Source organism: Methylomonas sp. DH-1 (assembly GCF_046097555.1).
In the GTDB taxonomy this organism is placed as follows: domain Bacteria; phylum Pseudomonadota; class Gammaproteobacteria; order Methylococcales; family Methylomonadaceae; genus Methylomonas; species Methylomonas koyamae.
On record NZ_CP143089.1, the window covers coordinates 2852991 to 2872350 of the forward strand.

The 19360-nt window shown below is 57.9% G+C and carries 22 protein-coding genes; 8 read left to right on the top strand and 14 right to left on the bottom strand.

What is annotated here, in order from left to right:
- The first annotated feature begins 16 nt into the window (after positions 1 to 16).
- The 3 genes from VXJ35_RS12995 to VXJ35_RS13005 are packed head-to-tail and all read left to right on the top strand — an operon-like array spanning position 17 to position 573.
- Entirely contained in the window at positions 17 to 223 is a 207-nt protein-coding gene (locus VXJ35_RS12995; RefSeq protein ID WP_054763253.1) for a dodecin, read from the top strand.
- An 11-nt stretch (positions 224 to 234) separates the two neighbouring features.
- Positions 235 to 435, top strand: coding sequence for a hypothetical protein (locus tag VXJ35_RS13000; protein ID WP_231914743.1), 201 nt, complete (start codon positions 235 to 237; stop codon positions 433 to 435).
- A 6-nt stretch (positions 436 to 441) separates the two neighbouring features.
- Positions 442 to 573 (top strand): hypothetical protein, encoded by a 132-nt coding sequence (locus VXJ35_RS13005; RefSeq protein WP_269454914.1) that lies wholly within the window; start codon positions 442 to 444, stop codon positions 571 to 573.
- Positions 574 to 674: 101 nt separating this feature from the next.
- On the opposite strand, the gene VXJ35_RS13010 is transcribed toward VXJ35_RS13005, so the two are convergent.
- The 12 genes from VXJ35_RS13010 to VXJ35_RS13065 all read right to left on the bottom strand — a co-directional run bounded on the left by VXJ35_RS13010 (position 675) and on the right by VXJ35_RS13065 (position 10365).
- Positions 675 to 1223, bottom strand: coding sequence for a methylated-DNA--[protein]-cysteine S-methyltransferase (locus VXJ35_RS13010; RefSeq protein WP_197495828.1), 549 nt, complete (start codon positions 1221 to 1223; stop codon positions 675 to 677).
- The gene (locus tag VXJ35_RS13015; RefSeq protein WP_064021885.1) at positions 1216 to 2217 is read right to left on the bottom strand and encodes a hypothetical protein; all 1002 of its coding nucleotides are present in this window, start codon (positions 2215 to 2217) and stop codon (positions 1216 to 1218) included. Before VXJ35_RS13015 ends, VXJ35_RS13010 begins: the two co-directional genes overlap by 8 nt.
- A gap of 132 nt (positions 2218 to 2349) precedes the next feature.
- A complete protein-coding gene (locus tag VXJ35_RS13020) occupies positions 2350 to 3273 on the bottom strand; it encodes a pyridoxal-phosphate dependent enzyme (RefSeq protein ID WP_331711072.1) in 924 nt (307 codons plus the stop codon).
- A complete protein-coding gene (gene folP / locus VXJ35_RS13025) occupies positions 3270 to 4088 on the bottom strand; it encodes a dihydropteroate synthase (RefSeq protein ID WP_064021886.1) in 819 nt (272 codons plus the stop codon). The genes VXJ35_RS13020 and folP overlap by 4 nt, the downstream gene beginning before the upstream one ends.
- A gap of 119 nt (positions 4089 to 4207) precedes the next feature.
- Positions 4208 to 4426: a Nif11-like leader peptide family natural product precursor gene (locus tag VXJ35_RS13030; protein ID WP_054763020.1), complete on the bottom strand. Its 219-nt coding sequence runs from the start codon at positions 4424 to 4426 to the stop codon at positions 4208 to 4210.
- Positions 4427 to 4628: 202 nt separating this feature from the next.
- Positions 4629 to 5117: a flavin reductase family protein gene (locus VXJ35_RS13035; RefSeq protein WP_064021887.1), complete on the bottom strand. Its 489-nt coding sequence runs from the start codon at positions 5115 to 5117 to the stop codon at positions 4629 to 4631.
- Positions 5118 to 5222: 105 nt separating this feature from the next.
- Positions 5223 to 6719, bottom strand: a complete 1497-nt coding sequence (gene lysS, locus VXJ35_RS13040) for a lysine--tRNA ligase (RefSeq protein WP_064021888.1) — start codon at positions 6717 to 6719, stop codon at positions 5223 to 5225.
- 33 nt (positions 6720 to 6752) lie between these two features.
- The gene (locus VXJ35_RS13045; RefSeq protein ID WP_064021889.1) at positions 6753 to 7121 is read right to left on the bottom strand and encodes a DUF5615 family PIN-like protein; all 369 of its coding nucleotides are present in this window, start codon (positions 7119 to 7121) and stop codon (positions 6753 to 6755) included.
- Positions 7118 to 7348 (bottom strand): DUF433 domain-containing protein, encoded by a 231-nt coding sequence (locus VXJ35_RS13050; RefSeq protein WP_054763018.1) that lies wholly within the window; start codon positions 7346 to 7348, stop codon positions 7118 to 7120. Before VXJ35_RS13050 ends, VXJ35_RS13045 begins: the two co-directional genes overlap by 4 nt.
- Positions 7349 to 7377: 29 nt before the next feature.
- Positions 7378 to 8475: a peptide chain release factor 2 gene (prfB, locus tag VXJ35_RS13055; protein ID WP_064021890.1), complete on the bottom strand. Its 1098-nt coding sequence runs from the start codon at positions 8473 to 8475 to the stop codon at positions 7378 to 7380.
- A gap of 69 nt (positions 8476 to 8544) precedes the next feature.
- Positions 8545 to 9333 carry a prolipoprotein diacylglyceryl transferase gene (gene lgt / locus VXJ35_RS13060; protein WP_064021891.1) on the bottom strand — a complete coding sequence of 263 codons (789 nt, stop codon included), beginning with the start codon at positions 9331 to 9333 and terminating at the stop codon, positions 8545 to 8547.
- A gap of 69 nt (positions 9334 to 9402) precedes the next feature.
- Positions 9403 to 10365 (bottom strand): LysR family transcriptional regulator, encoded by a 963-nt coding sequence (locus tag VXJ35_RS13065; protein WP_064021892.1) that lies wholly within the window; start codon positions 10363 to 10365, stop codon positions 9403 to 9405.
- A gap of 109 nt (positions 10366 to 10474) precedes the next feature.
- On the opposite strand from VXJ35_RS13065, the gene ppc reads away from it, so the two are divergent.
- The 5 genes from ppc to VXJ35_RS13090 are packed head-to-tail and all read left to right on the top strand — an operon-like array spanning position 10475 to position 18171.
- Complete coding sequence (ppc, locus tag VXJ35_RS13070; RefSeq protein ID WP_064021893.1) at positions 10475 to 13273, top strand: phosphoenolpyruvate carboxylase; 2799 nt, start codon at positions 10475 to 10477, stop codon at positions 13271 to 13273.
- 21 nt (positions 13274 to 13294) lie between these two features.
- Positions 13295 to 14953: an ABC transporter ATP-binding protein gene (locus VXJ35_RS13075; RefSeq protein ID WP_064021894.1), complete on the top strand. Its 1659-nt coding sequence runs from the start codon at positions 13295 to 13297 to the stop codon at positions 14951 to 14953.
- 2 nt (positions 14954 to 14955) lie between these two features.
- Positions 14956 to 16311 carry an HlyD family secretion protein gene (locus VXJ35_RS13080; RefSeq protein WP_082880911.1) on the top strand — a complete coding sequence of 452 codons (1356 nt, stop codon included), beginning with the start codon at positions 14956 to 14958 and terminating at the stop codon, positions 16309 to 16311.
- Positions 16308 to 17720: a TolC family protein gene (locus VXJ35_RS13085; RefSeq protein ID WP_082880912.1), complete on the top strand. Its 1413-nt coding sequence runs from the start codon at positions 16308 to 16310 to the stop codon at positions 17718 to 17720. Before VXJ35_RS13080 ends, VXJ35_RS13085 begins: the two co-directional genes overlap by 4 nt.
- 10 nt (positions 17721 to 17730) lie before the next feature.
- Positions 17731 to 18171, top strand: a complete 441-nt coding sequence (locus VXJ35_RS13090) for a hypothetical protein (RefSeq protein ID WP_054760685.1) — start codon at positions 17731 to 17733, stop codon at positions 18169 to 18171.
- A 25-nt stretch (positions 18172 to 18196) separates the two neighbouring features.
- Here VXJ35_RS13090 and VXJ35_RS13095 read toward each other — a convergent pair whose 3' ends face one another.
- Together VXJ35_RS13095 and VXJ35_RS13100 are read right to left on the bottom strand one after the other, a co-directional pair.
- Positions 18197 to 18511, bottom strand: coding sequence for a non-heme iron oxygenase ferredoxin subunit (locus VXJ35_RS13095; RefSeq protein ID WP_064021895.1), 315 nt, complete (start codon positions 18509 to 18511; stop codon positions 18197 to 18199).
- Positions 18512 to 18619: 108 nt separating this feature from the next.
- Positions 18620 to 19354 carry a class I SAM-dependent methyltransferase gene (locus VXJ35_RS13100; RefSeq protein ID WP_408953911.1) on the bottom strand — a complete coding sequence of 245 codons (735 nt, stop codon included), beginning with the start codon at positions 19352 to 19354 and terminating at the stop codon, positions 18620 to 18622.
- Positions 19355 to 19360 lie beyond the last annotated feature (6 nt).

Consider the following 19360-nt stretch of genomic DNA (forward strand, 5'->3'; position numbering starts at 1 on the left):
TTTTGCGGAGGCCGCCATGCCAGACCATGTTTACCAAAAAATCGAATTGACCGGTTCGTCCACTGTCAGCATTGAGAATGCGGTGGAAAACGCCGTAGCCAAAGCCGGCGAATCAGTGGCCAATATGCGCTGGTTCGAAGTGATCGAAACCCGCGGCCATATCGCCGACGGCAAAATCGCCCACTGGCAGGTGACAATCAAAGTCGGTTACACGCTCGACTGAATCCGGCGGCGATGGATGTTTTTCTCCAAGCGGTCATCGCCGAAGCCGAAGCGGATTTGGCGGAAGGCGACATTCCGATCGGTTCGGTGCTGGTTTACCGGGACCGCATCATCGGCGGAGGCCGTAACCGCCGGGTACAACACGGCAGCGCGGTTCTGCACGGCGAAATGGATGCGCTGGGAAATGCCGGCCGCTTGCCGGCTCAAGTTTAGCGTGACATGCTCTACACCACCTGGTCGCCCTGCCCGATCTGCAGCCGCGCCATTTTGCTATACCACATGCCGGGCGTTGTCATCGGCGAAAACCAAACCTTCGTCGGCGAAAACAATTACTGCGCCAACGCGGCGTAACGCTGGAATAGCCCAAGACCAGCGCTGCATCGATTTAATGCGCAATTTCATCGCCGCCCGCCCCGAACTCTGGAACGAAGACATCGGCGTCTGAGCCGCGCTTATTGGCCGGCGGCCAAGGCCTCGCGTTCGCGTTTCAGCAATTCGGCTTTGCGCTCGATTCCCCAACGGTAACCGGCCAGTTTGCCGTCGCTGCGAACCGCCCGGTGGCAAGGCACCGCCAACGCCAGCGTATTGGCCGCACAAGCCGCAGCCACCGCGCGTGCCGACCGTTCCGCGCCGATACGGCCGGCGATGGCGCGATAACTTAACGTCGCAGCCAACGAAATTTCGCGTAACACCTGCCACACCTGTCGCTGAAACGGCGTACCGCTCAGCACCAAGGGTAAGGCCAATTCCGTTACCGGCTGTTCGATAAAAGCGATGGTTTGCTGCAGCCAATCCGCACAATCGGCATTGCTGTAGCCGATTTCCGCGTCCCGAAACCGCAACCGCAATTGGTGGACCAAACTGTCGGCAACGTCGCCCAGCGCAATGGCGCAAACGCCGTTTACGCCGCCGGCGACCAGGACAGCGCCCAAAGAACAACTGCCGACGGCATAGCCTATGCTGCCGCCGTTAAGCAAGCGTTTCGAAGGCGTGTCAGACACCGCTGAACCGGATGTAACGCCGCAACGGCGAGCCGGCAGTCCAGACGAAAGCCTCGGTGTAGTAATGCATCAAGGCCAGATAACCGATCAGGCCCAAGGTGACGGCTTTGTAAACCTGGGTGGCAAACAGCGTTTGCAGTAGCAGATTCACCAGATCGTCGCCGTAGGCCTGCAACAGGTAAGTCAACAGAAACGATAACAACGGCAACACCACCGCCGGCGGAATCCGACAACTTGCCGTCAAGCGGAACAAGGCGTTTTCGGGGCGATTGCCGTGGCGGTTGACGTCGTGGGTCACGTAAAAACTGTAGGCAGTAATATCGTGCACCAGGCGCGGCATCAAAATCGCCAAAAAATAATACTGTTGGCTGTAGACATAACAACTGGCGACCACCAACAACGTATTGGCCCACAAAAAATACCAGCCCAAGCGGTTCGGCACATAGCGTTGGCAGACAAAGGTGGAAATGCACAAAGCCGCGGTCAACAGAACTGCGATCTGTAACACCTGCGCCGCCTGTTCCGGCTCCAGACTGTTGTGCATGAAGATGCCGATATAGGTAAAGATGCCGGCGCTAACGCTGAGCCACAATTGCAGATGAAACGCCCAATTCGGCAAACGGCACACCGCTTTGGCGACGCCGTGCTGTTGTTTCAACACGTGGTAAACGGTCCAACAGGCGCTGATCAGATATAACACCCGGTACGGAATAAACAAACTGCCGACACCGAAAAACAGCACGATAAACCCGGTCATCGCGATCAACTTACCTTTGTACGCCGCCAGATAGTCGGAGTGGCTGGCCAGCAATAAATTGCTGGCGACGATATGCGGCGTGCCGAACAAGACCTGAAACAACAGGAAATGGCTAGGGCTGGTCGGCAAGGCTTCGCGCAAGGCATGGTCGAATCCGGCGCTGTCCAGCCAAACCAAGGCCAGACTCAACGGCACGATGGCGTACAAACTCAGCAAAAAACGGAAAGACACCGCCATCGGCCGGGCGGTGTCGGGTTGGGATTTGGTCAGGATTACTGTCGCCACGGTGCCACCTATCGTTATTATTTTCGGCAGCCGTTATTATCGCCATTTTGCCCCGCGACTCAATACGCTTTGTTTTTCCGACGGTTAAGCCTCGCTACGCTTGCCTTGTAAACCGCCGGTGTGCACGGCGACGATGCGATGCCCGGCCGGAAAATAGCCGTTCCGGATCAGATCGTATAGCGCATACAGTAATTTTCCGGTGTAAACCGGCTCCAGCTCGATCGCATGCCGGCGCTGAAAATCGGCGATGAAATCGAGCAACTGCGGAGTGGTCTTGGCGAAGCCGCCGCAGTGGTAATCGGTCAGCACCCGCCACGCGGCCCGGTCCGCCCCGCCGCTGCGGTTAAGCAACGCCGCGATGTCGTCGGTAAGAAAGCCGCCGCCTTTCAGCGCGGCGACGCCGATCAATTGGGTACTTGCCGGCGCGGCGCCGATCAAACCCGCCAAGGTCGTGCCGGTGCCGCAGGCGACCGCCAAGGTATCGAAAGCGACATCGATTTCGGCGGCCGATTCGGCGACGCCCTGCAATGCCAACGCCATTGCCCCGCCTTCCGCGAGCCAATATTGGCCCGGTTTCAGACCCGGCAAGCTGTCGCACGTTTTAAAACCGCGCAACTGCCGGTAGTCTTGGCGCGACACGAAGCGCAACTCCATGCCCCATGCGATCAAATCAAGCAGCGTCGGGTTCAGCTCGGGCGGCCGCTCGCCACGAATATAGCCCACCGTATTTAACCCTAAGGCGCGGCCAACGAAGGCTAATGCGTGCAGATGGTTGGAGTAGGCCCCGCCCATACTGAGCACGGTATCGGCGCCGCGATGCAACGCATCGTTCAGGATGTATTTAAGTTTGCGCCATTTATTGCCGGATACGACGGGGTGCAACAAATCGTCGCGTTTCAGCCAAAGCCGGATACCGCGTTCGGACACAAGCGGATCGTCGATCCGGGTCAGCGACGACCGCTGCAATCGCGTTTGAAAGGCTTGCAGCCGCGGATGCAGGCCGCTCACTGTGCCGTTTTGATCGCCCAGGCTACGTCAATGGCCTGGCGATTGGCGGTTACGTCGTGCACCCTAAACATCCGCACCCCGGCCATGACGCCCAAAGCCGTGGTTACCGCAGTGGCGGTGACTAACTCGGCGGGCTGTTCTACATTGCAGATATTGCCCATGAAGCGCTTGCGGCTGGCGCCCAGCAGCACCGGATAGCCCATGCCGACGAAGCGCTGAAGATGCGCCAACAATTGCAAATTGTCCTGCTTGCGTTTACCGAAACCGATGCCGGGGTCGATGGCAATATTCTGCGGCGCAATTCCGGCATCCAACGCCGCATCGATGCGTTGCTGCAACGCTGCCGCGACATCCTCGACGACGTTCTCGTAGTAGGGGCGATCCTGCATGGTTTTCGGCTCGCCTTGCATGTGCATCAAAACGATGGCCATGCCGCTACGGGCGGCGAAAGCCAGCATATCGCTGTCGGCCTGCCCGGCCGATACGTCGTTGACGATGTCGGCGCCGGCATCGCGAGCGGCGGCGGCCACCCGGCTGGACATGGTATCGATGCTGATTCTTACCGTCGGATTGAGTTGGCGAATTGCGGTAATTGCCGGGACCACCCGGCGAATTTGCTCTTCCGCCGCGACCGGATCGGAACCGGGCCGGGTCGATTCGCCGCCGACGTCGATGATGTCGGCACCTTCGGCGATCATTGTTTCAGCTTGACGCAAGGCAGCAGACAGACCTGTATATTTGCCGCCGTCGGAAAAACTGTCGGGGGTGACATTGAGGATCCCCATCAATTGGGGTTTATCGCTGAGATTGAACATGCTTTGGTTCTCTTCGAAGACAGCCGGATAGTTTACCGTCTCGGAGAGAATATAGGGGACCGGTGCATGGAACCGGCAGACTGCCGCCTCACCCTGGAACGAGCGAGGCGGCGTGTGGATCAAGCTCTGAGCAAGGCTTTAACCAGTCTCTCCGACAATTGCTCCTCGACGAATTGCGGTTCGTTCGGCGGATACAAAGAGACTTCGTCTATATCGAAGCCGTACTCTTTACCCAACAAAATCAATTCTTTGATTTTCAAGCAAGCTTTGAGCTTTTCTTTCAAGTCCTGATCGACTTTGGCTTTTTCGGAAAATTCTTTAATAACCTTTACTGACATTGTTCACTCCGTGGTATTACTGAAAATGGATGAAATCCATTTCCATGGAAGCAAAATTTCTGCCAGTTATAAAACCCGAAATATCACTGCTTTCGCGGCGATTTAACGGGACCCGCTAACCGCGCTCAACGTTTTCCCTTACAAACTCTAATAAATTTGTCGCAAACCCAACAATACGACAAATCGGCAAACCGCCCGCCAATTAATCTACCGCGGCCACCCGCCGATACGCGGAGTGGTAATACAACAATGGATCGCCATCGCGGCAAACGACGCGGTCGACTTCGCCGATAACCACCCAATGGCTCCCGGCCTGGATTTGCTGCACCACCCGGCATTCCAGAGCCGCCAGCGCGTCGCTCAACAGCGGCGCACCGTTTTCCCCGGCTTGCCAAGGTACGGCCGCGAACCGCTGCTCCTGCGTGGTGCTGCCGGCAAACTGGTTGGAAACGTCTTCTTGGGCTTCGCTCAGGATATTCACTGCAAAGTGCCGGCTCTCCAGCAACGCGGCACCGGTATCGGTGGCCTGATTCAGGCACACCAGAATTTGCGGCGGATCCAGCGAAACGCTGCTGAAAGCGGTCGCGGTCATACCCTTGGGCTGATTTTCGCGGCTCTGGGTGGTTACCACCGTTACCCCGCTGGCCCATAATTTCAGAGCACCTTTGAATTGTTTAGCTTCGACACCCATGATCAGTCACTTCCCGTAAGATTAAGATTCGTGCAGTTTCGCGATTGGTGGCGGCACAAACCCGGCAACGGAACGCCCGTGGCCGGTATTACGCCAACTATTTCGTCAATGTTTAGGCCGCATGTGCGGGAACAACAGCACGTCGCGTATGCTCGGCGAGTTGGTGAACAGCATCACCAGCCGGTCGATGCCTATGCCCTCGCCGGCGGTCGGCGGCATACCGTGCTCCAGCGCGGTGATGTAATCGGCGTCGTAATGCATGGCTTCGTTGTCGCCGGCTTCTTTTTCCTCGACCTGCTTTCTAAAACGCTCGGCCTGATCTTCGGCGTCGTTCAACTCGGTGAAGCCGTTGGCAATCTCGCGGCCGCCGACGAAAAATTCGAAACGGTCGGTGACGTGCGGATCGTTGTCGTTGCGGCGCGCCAACGGCGACACTTCCACCGGATAGGCGGTGATGAAGGTCGGATTCATCAAGCGGTGTTCGACTGTCTTTTCGAAAATCTCGATTTGCACTTTGCCCAGGCCGTAGCTGTCCTTGACCGGAATCTTCAGATTTTCCGCGACTTTCACGGCCGCTTCGCGAGTCGTCAAATCGGCCAGGGTCAATTCGGGATTGAAGTGCAAGATGGATTCCAGCACCGTCATGCGCTGGAATGGTTTGCCAAAATCGTATTGATCACCTTGGTATTCGATGATGGTTTTGCCGACCACATCCTCGGCGATGCCGCGCAACAAGGCTTCTGTCAAGTCCATCAAGTCGCCATATTCGGCATAGGCTTGGTAGAACTCCATCATGGTGAATTCGGGGTTATGGCGAGTCGACAGGCCTTCGTTGCGGAAGTTGCGGTTGATCTCGAACACCCGCTCGAAACCGCCGACCACCAAGCGTTTCAAATAAAGCTCCGGCGCGATGCGCAGATACAGTTCCATGTCCAGCGCATTGTGGAAGGTCGTGAACGGCCTTGCCGTCGCCCCGCCAGGAATGACCTGCATCATCGGCGTTTCGACTTCCAGGAAGTCGCGTTGAACCAGAAAATCGCGAATGTAATTGACGATTTTCGAGCGCATCACGAAGGTCTTGCGCGTCTCGTCGCTCATGATCAAATCCAGATAACGCTGGCGGTATTTGATCTCCTGGTCGGCGATGCCGTGGAATTTTTCCGGCAGCGGCCGCAAGGCTTTGGTTAACAGGCGGATGTCGTCGACCTTGACGCTGAGCTCGCCAACCTTGGTTTTGAACAGCACGCCTTCGGCGCCGAGGATGTCGCCGATGTCCCACTTTTTGAACTGGTCGTTGTAAACGCCTTCAGGCAAATTGTCACGAGCCACGTAAACCTGAATCTGGCCGGACATGTCCTGCAAATGGCAGAAACTGGCCTTGCCCATGATGCGGCGGGTCATCATGCGCCCGGCAATCTTGACCCGCACCGGTTCGGCCAGCAATTCTTCTTCGGATTTATCGCCATATTCGGCGAGCAATTCCCCCGCCACCACATTGCGGCGAAAATCGGTCGGGAAAGCGATACCCTCTTCACGCAAAGCGTTAAGTTTTTCGCGGCGTTGTCTAATTTGTTCCTGTTCGTCGTGTTCGAATTCTGACATGTTCTTAAAAACTAAAGCAAAAATAAAAATTAACTATCGGTCCAGCGGCAGCAAGCGCACCCGTTCGCGTAACTCGTCGGCAACAACCAGAGCGCCGTTCTCGAGTTCAGTATGAAAACGGCACAACAACTCGATTGCCCGCGGTCCCAACGCTTGCGGTGCGATGTTTTGAGTGCGAATTTGAAAAACACTGGGCGATTCAGCACCCGTCAGCGCCAACAAAGTCCCGAAGTCCAGATCATGGGTAAAAACCACGGCGCCATTCTCACGAGCCCATTCAAACAACACGTGATCAGCGGCATTTGCGGCGCCTATTTCTGACCAATGCAGCACTTCAAAACCAGCGCCGACTAACACTGGCACCCACGCCGGCGACAGGTTCATATCCAGCAACAGTTTCACGCCGCGTGCAAAGGCAATTCGATCTCTTCGGCTCTCCAAGCCGCAAAGTGCAACGCCTCGGTGATATCGTCAGCTTCTAAATAAGGGTATAAATCGAGAATCTGCTGCACCGAATAACCGCTGGCAACCAAACCGACCACCGTACCAACGGTAACCCTAAGGCTGCGTATACAAGGTTTCCCCCCCATTAGACTCGGGTCGAAAGTAATCCGTTGAAAATTTTTCATCACGCCCTCCGGTTCAGGTAAGGTTCGTTTTACAACCCGCTCTTCAAACTAGCCTCAATAAACTGATCCAGCGCGCCGTCCAAAACCGCCTGGGTATTGCCGGTTTCGACATTGGTGCGCAGATCCTTGATGCGGGATTGGTCCAGCACGTAGGAACGAATCTGGCTGCCCCAGCCGATATCGGACTTGGAGTCTTCAATCGCTTGCAAGCCTTCGCTGCGTTTCAGCATTTCCATCTCGTACAACTTGGCTTTGAGCTGCTTCATCGCCGTGTCTTTGTTTTTGTGCTGCGACCTATCGCTCTGGCATTGGGTGACGATGCCGCTGGGGGCGTGGGTGATTCGCACCGCCGACTCCGTTCTATTGACGTGCTGGCCGCCGGCGCCGCTGGCGCGGTAGACGTCGATACGCAAATCGGCCGGGTTGATGTCGATTTCGATATCGTCGTCGATTTCCGGCGAGACAAACACCGACGCAAACGAGGTGTGACGGCGGTTACCGGAATCGAACGGCGACTTTCTGACCAGCCGGTGCACACCGGTTTCGGTGCGCAGCCAGCCGAAGGCATATGGGCCTTCGAATTTGATGGTCGCACTTTTGATGCCGGCCACGTCGCCCGGCGATTCTTCAATCAACTCGGTTTTAAAACCCTTGGCTTCGCCCCAGCGCAAATACATGCGTTCGATCATCGACGCCCAATCCTGAGCCTCGGTGCCGCCGGAACCGGCCTGAATGTCCAAGAAGGCGTTATTCGGGTCCATCTCTCCGGCGAACATGCGCTGGAATTCCAGATTGGCGACCTGTTTCTCGTAGCCTTCCAAATCGGAGGCGACGGTATCGACAGTATCCTCGTCGTTCTCCTCGACCGCCATCGCCAGCAATTCCTCGGCGTCGTTCAGGCCTTGTTCCAGGTCCTTGATGGTATTGACGATACCTTCCAGCATCGCCCGTTCCTTACCCATGGCCTGCGCCTGTTCCGGTTTGTTCCAGATTGCCGGGTCTTCCAGTTCGCGCAAGACCTCCACCAGACGTTCGCTTTTGCTGTCGAAATCTAGATAGTTCTTCAACCCGGCGCTACGCTCGCGCAGATCGGCAATCTTGTATTTGATCGGATTAATTTCTTGCATGAACCTATGCTCAAACAAAACGCCGGGCGTAAAACCCGGCGCAGATAAAAAACCGGCGATTATAAACGATTAGCCGGCCGGTTTGGATTCCCGAGTGCGGAAAGACCAAACGATACAAGCGATTCCGGCCAGTACAAAAGGTACGCTCAACAACTGGCCGGTAGTGATAGCCAGGCCGTTGTCGTACATGGCTTGCTCGGTTTTGAAATACTCCAGCACAAAGCGCACGCTGAACAACATCGCAATAAAGCTGCCGAACGTGAAACCGGGCTGTTTGCCGCGCAGGGTGTAAATCCTCAGCGACACCGCATAAACCAGCAAATAGCAAAACGCCTCGTACAGTTGCACCGGATGGCGCGGCAAGTGGTCGACACGGGAAAATACCACTCCCCAGGGATGTTGCGTAGGGATACCCAAAATCTCGGAATTAAAAAAATTCCCGATCCGAATCAAAGCACCTGCCAACGCTGTCGGAATGCTGACCCGGTCCAGCAGCCAGAAATAGCTGTCGCCGTATTTGCGCCGGTAAAGGTACAACGCCAAAATGATGCCCAGGGTGGCGCCATGGCTGGCCAAGCCGCCTTCCCATACCGCCAGGATTTTCAGCGGATGCGACAGATAATAGCCCGGATCGTAAATCAGCGTGTGCCCGAGCCGGGCGCCAACGATGGTGGCTACCACCATGTACCACAGCAAGGTATCCAGCTCCTCGACATTCTTGCCTTCGCGCTGGTAAATCCATTGCATAGTCAAAAAGCTGCCGACGAAGCCGCAGGCAAACAACAATCCATACCAGCGAATTTTTAAAAAACCGAAATCGACCAGAATCGGATCGATGTTCCAGATCAAGTGTTCCATGACGGTAATGGGCAAGTTTGAGATCGGTAAAGGTTACTAGGTTACAAAAACCGGGGCAAATCCACCGAGCTAATCGCCGCGCTTAGCCGGCCCGGCCGACAGCGACAATTCCGAAGCGGGCGCGGCATTGCCCAATAAGCCGAACAGGCCTTTTTGCGCTTGTTCCAGAATCGTATTGACCAAAGGATGTTTCAGCCGGCGTTGGACGGTCACCGCATAAAACCGCTCGACCACGCCGTCGGCGATACCCAGCATGCCTACCCCGTATTGGCTTTCGATCGCCTCCGCCACCGCCAGCGGCGAGAAAAACAAACCGCTGCCGCCGGCACCGAAGGTTTTCAGCAAACCGCTGTCTTCGACCTCGACTTGCACCATCGGGCTGATTTGATTGACATCGAACCACTGGTCCAACGAGCGGCGCAATGCGGTATTGGCGGTCGGCAACAGAAACGGCGCACCGTTCAGACACCGCGGAAAATCGCGCCGGTAACGTTCCGCCAGAGTCGGAGCGGCAAAAATCGCCACCTGCGACTCGCCCAGAAAGTGGTTGAAGACTCGGGCGCCGCTGGCCGGCGTGGCCGGCACGTCGCACAACACCAGATCGACACCGTGCAGGGCCAGTTCCGCCAACAAGCGCTCGGTCTTGTCTTCCAGGCAATGGATTTGCACCGGCTCCGCCATACGCAGCAAAGGCTCGACCAAGCGGTAGGACAACAATTTCGGCAATGCATCGCTGATGCCCAAATTCAGACGCATGCCGCGGCCGGCGCCGCCTTTCAGCATATGAGTCAACTCGCGTCCCAGACTGAATATCTCCTCCGCGTAGTGATATACCGCACGGCCGGTATCGCTCAGCACCAATTTCCGGCCTTGCTTGACGAACAATTGGCAGCCCACGGCCTGCTCGAAAATCGCCAATTGGCCGCTGATAGTGGGCTGAGCCAAATGCAATACTTCGCAGGCGGCACTGATGCTACCGTGTTTGGCGACCACCCAGAAGTAGTATAAATGTTGGTAATTGATTCGATCCATGGCGTTATTACATCGGGATTTTCTATGAAATAAATTTATTTATCCGATTTTACTATTTTTCTAACAAGCCCTATCTTTTGGTCAAGCCAAATTTTTTCCGAGATCGCCCATGACCAACGCTCAGACCTACGACGATAAAGCGCTGCGCAGCTACTTCCGCTTGCTGAAACAAATTCTGGCGCAAGTGCTCAAAACCGAAGCCGGCCCGAACATCTCCGGCATGGTCGAGCAATTGCAACGCCAATTCGCCGCATTGCAGCGCGACAACACTCCCAGCCGGCGCCGGCAGTTGTCCGACACGCTGAACAAGCTGCCGCCCGAAGCGCAAACCGAAGTGATCCGCGCCTTCAGCATGTTCTTCAGCCTGCTCAACATCGCCGAGGAATCGGCCAACCTACACCAGCGCCGGCGTCTAGCGGAAAACGACAAGCATTTTTGGCCGGGCTCGTTCCACGATACGCTGCTTAACTTACGCCAGGCCGGCGTCGATGCGGAGCAGTTGCAGTGTTTGCTCGACAATCTGAGCTACATGCCGGTCATGACCGCACATCCGACCGAAGCCAAGCGCCGGGCGGTACGCGGCGCGTTACGCAACATCTTCCTCAGCCACGAGAAACTCGACGACCCGCGCCTGAAAGGCTATTTCCGGGCGGAAGTGCTGGAGCGGCTGCATGGCCAGATCCAATTGCTGTGGAAGACCGACGAAGTCCGCGCCCGCGGCATGGGCGTAGTCGACGAGATCGACGCCGGTTTGTACTACTTTCCGCTGTCGTTGTTCGAAGCCACCGCCAGGGTTTACCGCAATTTCCAGCGCGCCCTGCACGACGTCTACGGCACCGACGCCGCCGCAGTCAAAATCCCCAATTTCCTCGTGTTCGGTTCCTGGATCGGCGGCGACCGCGACGGCAACCCCAACGTCAAACCGGAAACGACCGCATTGGCACTACGCATGCAAACCCGTACCGTGTTACAAGCCTACATCACCCGGGTAGCCGCGCTACGCGAGCAACTATCCTACTCCTACGGCTTGTGCCGACCCACCGACGCTTTTTTGCAAAGCCTGCAACACGAGCGCGAGTTGCTGGGCGATGTCGCCATTGCGTTGGAACGTAGCTGCCGCCAGGAACCTTACCGGCACAAACTCAGCCTGATGAAATACCGGCTGGAAGCGGCATTGAACCGGGTCGAACAGCGTATAGAACAAAGCTCCGGCGCCGGCGACATTCACGCCTATGCCGGCGCCCCGCAGTTTTTAGCCGATTTGTATTTGATCCGCGAATCCCTGATCAGCCACGGCGACCAAGCGGTGGCGGACTTGGAATTGCTGGATCTGATCCGCTTGGTCGAGACCTTCGGCTTTCATCTGATGCAGCTCGACGTGCGCCAGGAATCGACCCGGCACAGCGACGCGGTGGCGGAAATCTTTGCGCTGGCGCTGCAAATCGACTACCAGGCCCTGGCAGAGTCCGAACGCTTGCAGTTATTGGGCGAAGCGATCTCGGCCCCCGGCAGCTTGAGCTACGACAACCAGTTGTTGAGCGAGGCCACCCAGGAAACGTTGGAAGTTTTTCAAGTGATGGCCGATATGCGCCGGGAAATCGGCGCCGACTGCTTCAGCCGCTACGTGATTTCGATGACCCACTCGGCCAGCCACATCATGGAGGTCTTGCTGTTGGCCGCGCAAACCGGCCTGGCCGGCCGCATCGGCGGGCGTTGGTATTGCCACGTCGGCGTCTCGCCATTATTCGAGACTATCGAAGATTTGAGCCATATCGACACGGTTTTGCGTACCCTGCTGGCGCAACCGGTGTATCGCGCCTTGCAACAGGCGTACGGCCAACGCCAGGAAGTCATGTTGGGTTATTCGGATTCCTGCAAGGACGGCGGCATTCTGGCCTCGGCCTGGGGTCTGTACCGGGCGCAACAACTGGTCATGGAAATCAGCGACAGTGAAGGCATTCCCTGCCGCTTGTTCCACGGCCGCGGCGGTACCGTTGGCCGCGGCGGCGGGCCGACCCATCAGGCGATTCTGGCGCAACCGCCGGCCACCGTGCGCGGCCAAATCAAATTCACCGAACAAGGCGAAGTGCTGTTTTACCGCTACAACAACATGGAGACCGCAGTCTACGAATTGACGATGGGCATTACCGGCCTGATGAAAGCCAGTGTCAGCCTGGTCCGGCCCGTCGCAACCGACCAGCCGGAAGCGCTGACGATCATGAGCGAATTGGCGGCAATCGGTGAGCGCGGCTACCGGCAATTGACCGAGCATACGCCCGGCTTTTTGGACTATTTTTACGAAACCACACCGGTCACCGAAATCGGCCAGCTTAATATCGGTTCCCGGCCGTCGCACCGTAAAAAACAGGACCGCTCGAAAAAATCGGTACGGGCCATCGCCTGGGTCTTCGCCTGGGCCCAATCCCGGCAAACCTTCCCGGCCTGGTACGGCATCGGTTCCAGCCTGGAAAACTGGTGCGCCGGCAAGCCGGAGCGGCTGAAAACCTTACGCGAGCTATATTGCACCTGGCCGTTCTTCCGCAATCTGCTCAGCAACGCGCAAATGGCGTTGAGCAAGTCGGACATGGACATCGCCCGCGAATACGCCGCGTTGTGCGCCGATCCGGAAGTCGGCAAGCGCATCCACGGCTTGATCGCCGCCGAGCACCGGCGTTGCGTGGACTGGATTCTGGAAATCGCCGAAAGCGACAGGCTATTGGCCGATAATCCGGAACTGGCGGCGTCGCTGAACCGCCGTAACGATTATCTCGGGCCGTTGAATTTCTTGCAGGCCGACCTGCTGCGGGCGGTACGCCAAGCCGACGAGAACGACGGCGACATCCCGGCCATGCAACCCTTGCTGCGCACCATCAACGCCATTGCCGCCGGGATGCGCAACACCGGTTAGGAACATCACAAGGAGCTAAGCATGGCATCGCACGATCCGTTACAACGCTTGAAACAGCTAATCCTGATCGAACGGGAGGATATCGGCTCGTTAGTGGCTTACGGCGTCGGTATCGGCCTGATGTCGCTGGCCACGCCGGTCGCGGTACAGGCGCTGGTCAATACCATCGCCTTCGGCGCGCTGTTGCAGCCATTGGTGGTATTGACGCTGATTCTGCTGGTGTTGCTGTCGTTCAGCAACAGCCTGGTCGCGCTGCAATTCTACGTGGTGGAAATGCTGCAACGCCGTCTGTTCGTCCGGCTGTTCGGCGAAGCCGCCGAACGGTTGCGCAATGCGGCGATCACGGTACGCGACCAACAATACCTGCCGGAATTGGCCAACCGCTTTTTCGACGTGGTGTCGCTGCAAAAAACCGCCGCGTCGTTATTGCTGGAAACCTTGGGTTATTTATTGCAAACCCTGATCGGCATGTTGCTGCTGGCGTTTTACCACCCCTTGTTGCTGGCGTTCGATTTGTTTCTGGTGGCGGCGCTGTATCTGATCCTGTTCGTGATGGGCAAACAAGGCATCCCGACCGCGATCGAGCAATCCAGAGCCAAATACACGGCCGCCGCCTGGCTGGAAAATATCGCCGCCAACCCCTTACTCGGCAAGAGCCGGCGCGGCGAGGACTTCGTCAACCAACAGACCGAGCGCATCGCCAGACATTACCTTGCCGCCTGCGTTAACCACTTCCGGATCCTGTCCAGACAAAATATCGGCGCACTGGTATTGCATACCCTGGCCAATACCGCGCTATTGGGTATGGGCGGCTGGATGGTGATCGAACGCCAGCTCAGCCTGGGCCAATTGATCGCCGCCGAGCTGGTGGTCAACGCCATGGTCTACGGCCTGACCCGGCTCGGCAAAACCCTGGATAACTTTTACGAACTGGTCGCCAGCGTCGACAAAATCGGCTACCTGCTGGATCTGCCGCAGGAAGCCGGCCACGGCGGACAACCGCAACATTTCGAGCAGGGCTGCCGGGTCGAAATCAGACAACTCTGCCTGCCGGACACGCCGTATTCCGATCCGGCCAACCGGCTCGACTTGACCCTGGAACCCGGCGAGCGCCTGGCCATCAGCACCGGTGCCGAACGCGGCACGCTGCTGGATGCGATTTTTGGGTTACGTGCGGCGAGTTCCGGACAAATCCTGTTAAACGGCGAGGACCTGCGCGACCTGAGTTTGCGATATCTACGCGACAGCATCGGCCTGGTACGCCATGCCGAACTGGTGGAGGCCACGGTTGCGGAAAACCTGAGCTTGGGCAGCGACCTGGCCTTGGCCGACATGCGCCGCGCGCTCGACCAGGTCGGACTGCTCGAAACCATTTCGGCCCTACCCGACGGCTTGAATACCGCGCTGTGCCCGCACGGCGCACCGCTCAGCGAAGAACAGGCCTTGCGGCTGACGCTGGCCCGTGCCATCGCCGTTAAGCCGCAATTGTTGCTAATCGACAAGACGCTGGACCGGATCGACGCCCGCTACTTACCCGGTATACTCGAATGCCTGACCGCAGCCGATGCACCCTGGAGCTTGCTGGTAATCAGCCATGAACCGCTGGTGCTGGCCCGTTTTCGGCGCCAAGCGGTATTGGTCGAGGGCCGGCTACAGGAAACGCTGACCGAAGGAGCATAACCATGCATGGCAAAACCGAAGAATGGCTGCCGGATACCCGTTTGAAATTGTTGACCGATGCGATTACCGCGCCGATCGCCGGCAAGCTCGCCCGTTCCCTGATATTGCTGTTGATCGCGCTGCTGTTCTTGCTGTTACTGACCCCGTGGCAGCAAAACGTGCGCGGTATCGGCCGCGTCGTGGCCTACATTCCCGGCGACCGCCAACAAACGGTCGGCGCGCCGGTCGAAGGCCGTATTTCGCGCTGGCTGGTCAAGGAAGGCAGCAAGGTCAAGGCTGGCGAAGTGATCGCCGAATTGCGCGATAACGACCCTTTGTTGCTGCAACGCCTGGAAGGCGAACGCCAAGCCTTGCTCGGCCGGCAAACCGCAATCGACAACCGGGTGGAGACCTTCCGCGAACAATTGCGGATGGCCGAACAAGCGCGGCCACAAGCGTTGGCTGCGGCCGAATCGCGCTTGGAAATGGCCAGGCAACGCCAGCGCCAAGCGGTGCAAGGCGCAGAAGCCGCCAGCGCCGCCCGGTTGACCTCGTCGTTGAATTTGACCCGCCAGCAAACCCTGCAGGAAAAGGGCCTGGCCTCGCGGCGCACGCTGGAACTGGCGCAACTGGAAATAGCGCAGCGTAGCGCCGACCTCGACCGCGCCCACGCCGCGCTGGCGGCGGCCAGGAGCGAAGTTGACGCGCTGGGCGCCGACTTGCGCAAGCTAACCGCCGACACTACGGCCGGCGTCGAGAAAGCCCGCGCCGAGCTGAATAAAGCTATCGAGGACCAAAATTACCTACGCGCGGATTTGCTGAAAGTCGAAACCCGGCTGGCCCGCCAGCAAACCCAAACCATCACCGCGCCGCGCGACGGCACTGTGTTAAGGCTGCTGGCCAACCCGAATGCGGAGATGGTCAAGGCCGGCCAACCGTTGGCGATTCTGGTGCCTGACACCGACCAGCGCGCAGTGGAGTTATGGGTCGACGGCAACGACCTGCCGCTAATCGTGTCCGGCAGCAAGGTACGCTTGCAATTCGAAGGCTACCCCGCCATTCAGTTCGGCGGCTGGCCGGAATTTTCCATCGGCTCGTTCGGCGGCCGAGTGGTGCTGATCGACGCCACCGACGATGGCAAAGGCCATTTCCGCATCCTGGTACAGCACGATCCTGACGACATTCCCTGGCCGGAAGTGCGCTTTCTACGCCAAGGCGTACGGGTCAACGGCTGGGTACTGCTGGGCCAAGTCACGCTGGGCTACGAATTGTGGCGGATCTTCAACGGCTTTCCGCCGCTAGTGTTGCCGGAACCCGAAGTTAAAGACGGCGGCAAAGGCGACGTCAAGAAAGCCGACAGCGGCGAGAAAAAAGAATGAAGACCAAGGCGACTGTGCTGATTTTGCTCTTGCTGCCGCTGCTGGCCTCGGCCGAGCCTGCCCCCGCACCGCGGCCGTTGGCCTTGGCGGAAGTGCTGGATGCGGCTTTGCGGGCCTTTCCGGGTCTATTGGCGGCGGAACAGCGCAAACAGGTTGCCGAAGGCGAGTTGCAAACGGCAGAAGGCGGATTCGATACCTTGTTGAAATCGCAAAACCGTTGGTCGGTGGCCGGCATCTACGAAAACCGCAATTACGATGTCGTGATCGAACAACCGACCAGTCTTTGGGGGGCGACCTTTTTCGGCGGCTGGCGGCGCGGTACCGGCCAATATCCGCTTTACGAAGGTAAGAGCCAGACCGCCGACGACGGCGAAGCCCGCATCGGCGTCAATATCCCGTTGTGGCGCAACCGCGAGATCGACCGGCGCCGGGCCAGCTTGCAGCAAGCCGAACTCGGCAAACTGATCGCCGGCCACGAGTTCGACCAAGTCTTGCTGGAAGTGCGGCGCCAAGCCAGCCACCGTTATTGGGACTGGGTGTTGGCCGGCCTGCGTGCCCGTACCGCAGCGCAATTGTTGCAGATCGCCGAACAACGCAACGACGGCATTTTGCAGCGGGTCGCCGCCGGCGACATTCCGGATTTCGAAGCGCTGGACAACCAGCGCGCCATCATCGAGCGCCGCGAGCGGCTGGTTGCCGCCAAGCGCTTGCTGGAACAAAGCGCTATCCAGTTGTCCTTATATTGGCGCGACGCCGACGGCCAACCGCAATTGCCGACCGACGAATTGCTGCCTAACGGTTTCCCGGAACGCGAACCCAAAATCGAAGCCGATTTCGAATCCGCAGCCCATTTGGCGCGCAGCCAGCGTCCGGAGTTAAAACGTTTGGAACTGCAAGGCCAACAAACCGAAACCGAACTGGCGTTGCAAAACAACCAACGCAACCCGGCCGTGGATTTCTCGGTGATGGGTGCCAGCGACATCGGCTACGCCAAAGATAAGCTGAATCGCGACGAACTCTATCTGGGTTTGAATGTCGATATACCGCTCCAACAGCGGGTCGCCGGCGGCCGGGCCCAAGCGGCGGCGGCCAATCTACGCCGCCTGCGCTGGGAACGGACCGGCACCGAAGACCGGATTAACGCCGAAGTGAAGGACGTGCTGTCGGCCCTGAACGCCGCCCGCCAGCGCCTGACGCTGAGCGAACAGCAACGCCAGGCCGCCCGCAAGTTGGAGGAAGGCGAACGCACCCGCTTCGAATGGGGCGAAACGACTTTGTTATTTGTCAATTTACGCGAGATAGCCAGCGGCGATGCGACGCTGCAAGCGGCCGATGCGGCGGCCAGCCTGTTTAAGGCTCATGCCGACTTTCAAGCCACGGTCGCCGCACCTTTGGATTACGGACAATGAGGTGATGAGTATGATTAGAAAATCTGACAATGCGAATTTTTCTCGAACGACGACGATCAAGGCTTTGTTGTTTATCGGTTTGTTGATCGTCTGCATTAAGTTCCCTGTCGAGACCTTGCACTTTTTTGCCGGGGTGGCCCACACCGTTTATGAAAGCGTGGCCTTTGCCGTCGAGGAGTTGTTGACGCACGTGTTCGGTTTCAGCAAGTTCCAGGCGCAGATGATCGTGTTCTACACCAGTTGCGCCATCGGCGCCGGCATTTTGTACCGTATGGCGCGCCATTTGCCGTTGTGGTTGAAGCAGGCTAAACGCTACTGTATTCAATGCTGCGAGCGATTGCGCCAGCGCTGGCAGGCCTATTGGGACATGTTGCCGGTCTTGCAGAAGTTGCAATTGTTGTTGGTCGAATTCGCCTTTTTGGCCGGTAGCGTCGGCTATATGTTGGTGTAATTTCGACCTTTTGTGCGGATCGGCTTCAGGTCGGGGCGGCCACCTGAAGCCTGCCACCCTCGACCCGCACCGGAAACGTGGCGATATCTTCGTAGGCCGGCGCGCATTTGACCTGGCCGGTCTTGACGCAAAACCGGGCACCGTGGCGCGGGCAGACGATCTCGTCGCCGTCCAGCTCGCCGCTGGCGATCTCGGCGCCGTCGTGGGTGCAGACATCGGCAATCGCGTAAAACTCGCCGCCGATGTTGAACACCGCGACGTCGTCGCCATCCACATCCACTACCACATGTTCGCCGTCGGCCAAGGCCGAGGCGGCGACTACATCAATCCACTCAGTCATGCCGTTCTCGCTTGTTATTTCTAAAAATCATAAGAAAGCTTGTATCGCCCCGAAAAATGAAAGACCTGCGGTGCGAGCTAGGCCTCTTTCGCGACAAAAGCGCCGCTGCTACGATTTCAAATACACATCGTAGCGCAACAGTTTGCCGTGCAAGCTCTCGCTCGGCTTGCCGCCCAGCGGTTCGGCGTAATCCGGGCTTTTGACGACAACCCGCCTGCCGGTTGCCGCCCAGGCCGCGTCGAACAATGCTTGCCGGTCCAGGTCGTCGCCCAGAATATCGCGCAGGATCGCCATCGATTTACGCGTCGCCGCGCTCTGCTTTTTCTTGGCGGGAAACATCGGATCCAGGTAAATGCAGTCGGGCGGTTCCGGCAAGTTAGCCAGCAATTCGATGGCGTTGCCGATCAGCAATTTGGGCGGACTGAGTTCGCGTCGCAACACCCAGTCTTTCTTGGCCAGCCGTTCGAAACCGTCCTGAATCAGGGCAGCCATCACCGGCGAGCGCTCGATACAAGTCACCTGGTAGCCCATCCGAAACAAAGCCAGACTATCCTGGGCCCAGCCGCAAGTGGCATCGAGGATGGTATGGGTTTTCTTGCCGACCGCCTGCGCCAGCAAATCTTTTTTCGGCGCCGGATAAGAATGCTGTTCGCCGGGACGAGGATCGATTTCAACAGCGAGACCGCCTTTTTTCAGGGTTTGCCGGTCGAGTAGTTTCAGGCAGCCGTCGCGATAGGTCAGGAAAATCTCTCCATCGCCAGCCAGCACTTGCTCCATGCCCAGCAAATCGACATCCAAATGTTGCGCGAGACTAGCATCTCGCTGGTCATCGCCCCGCAACACGGAAAG

Excerpts from the sequence above, each read along its gene's own strand:
- VXJ35_RS13000 (WP_231914743.1), top strand. The coding sequence starts at position 235 with ATGGATGTTTTTCTCCAAGCGGTCATCGCCGAAGCCGAAGCGGATTTG.
- VXJ35_RS13065 (WP_064021892.1), bottom strand. The coding sequence starts at position 10,365 with ATGGATCGAATCAATTACCAACATTTATACTACTTCTGGGTGGTCGCC.
- VXJ35_RS13095 (WP_064021895.1), bottom strand. The coding sequence starts at position 18,511 with ATGACTGAGTGGATTGATGTAGTCGCCGCCTCGGCCTTGGCCGACGGC.
- VXJ35_RS13080 (WP_082880911.1), top strand. The coding sequence starts at position 14,956 with ATGCATGGCAAAACCGAAGAATGGCTGCCGGATACCCGTTTGAAATTG.
- VXJ35_RS13035 (WP_064021887.1), bottom strand. The coding sequence starts at position 5,117 with ATGGGTGTCGAAGCTAAACAATTCAAAGGTGCTCTGAAATTATGGGCC.
- lysS (WP_064021888.1), bottom strand. The coding sequence starts at position 6,719 with ATGTCAGAATTCGAACACGACGAACAGGAACAAATTAGACAACGCCGC.
- VXJ35_RS13030 (WP_054763020.1), bottom strand. The coding sequence starts at position 4,426 with ATGTCAGTAAAGGTTATTAAAGAATTTTCCGAAAAAGCCAAAGTCGAT.
- VXJ35_RS12995 (WP_054763253.1), top strand. The coding sequence starts at position 17 with ATGCCAGACCATGTTTACCAAAAAATCGAATTGACCGGTTCGTCCACT.
- lgt (WP_064021891.1), bottom strand. The coding sequence starts at position 9,333 with ATGGAACACTTGATCTGGAACATCGATCCGATTCTGGTCGATTTCGGT.
- VXJ35_RS13085 (WP_082880912.1), top strand. The coding sequence starts at position 16,308 with ATGAAGACCAAGGCGACTGTGCTGATTTTGCTCTTGCTGCCGCTGCTG.
- VXJ35_RS13005 (WP_269454914.1), top strand. The coding sequence starts at position 442 with ATGCTCTACACCACCTGGTCGCCCTGCCCGATCTGCAGCCGCGCCATT.
- VXJ35_RS13090 (WP_054760685.1), top strand. The coding sequence starts at position 17,731 with ATGATTAGAAAATCTGACAATGCGAATTTTTCTCGAACGACGACGATC.
- VXJ35_RS13050 (WP_054763018.1), bottom strand. The coding sequence starts at position 7,348 with ATGAAAAATTTTCAACGGATTACTTTCGACCCGAGTCTAATGGGGGGG.
- folP (WP_064021886.1), bottom strand. The coding sequence starts at position 4,088 with ATGTTCAATCTCAGCGATAAACCCCAATTGATGGGGATCCTCAATGTC.
- prfB (WP_064021890.1), bottom strand. The coding sequence starts at position 8,475 with ATGCAAGAAATTAATCCGATCAAATACAAGATTGCCGATCTGCGCGAG.
- ppc (WP_064021893.1), top strand. The coding sequence starts at position 10,475 with ATGACCAACGCTCAGACCTACGACGATAAAGCGCTGCGCAGCTACTTC.
- VXJ35_RS13015 (WP_064021885.1), bottom strand. The coding sequence starts at position 2,217 with ATGGCGGTGTCTTTCCGTTTTTTGCTGAGTTTGTACGCCATCGTGCCG.
- VXJ35_RS13075 (WP_064021894.1), top strand. The coding sequence starts at position 13,295 with ATGGCATCGCACGATCCGTTACAACGCTTGAAACAGCTAATCCTGATC.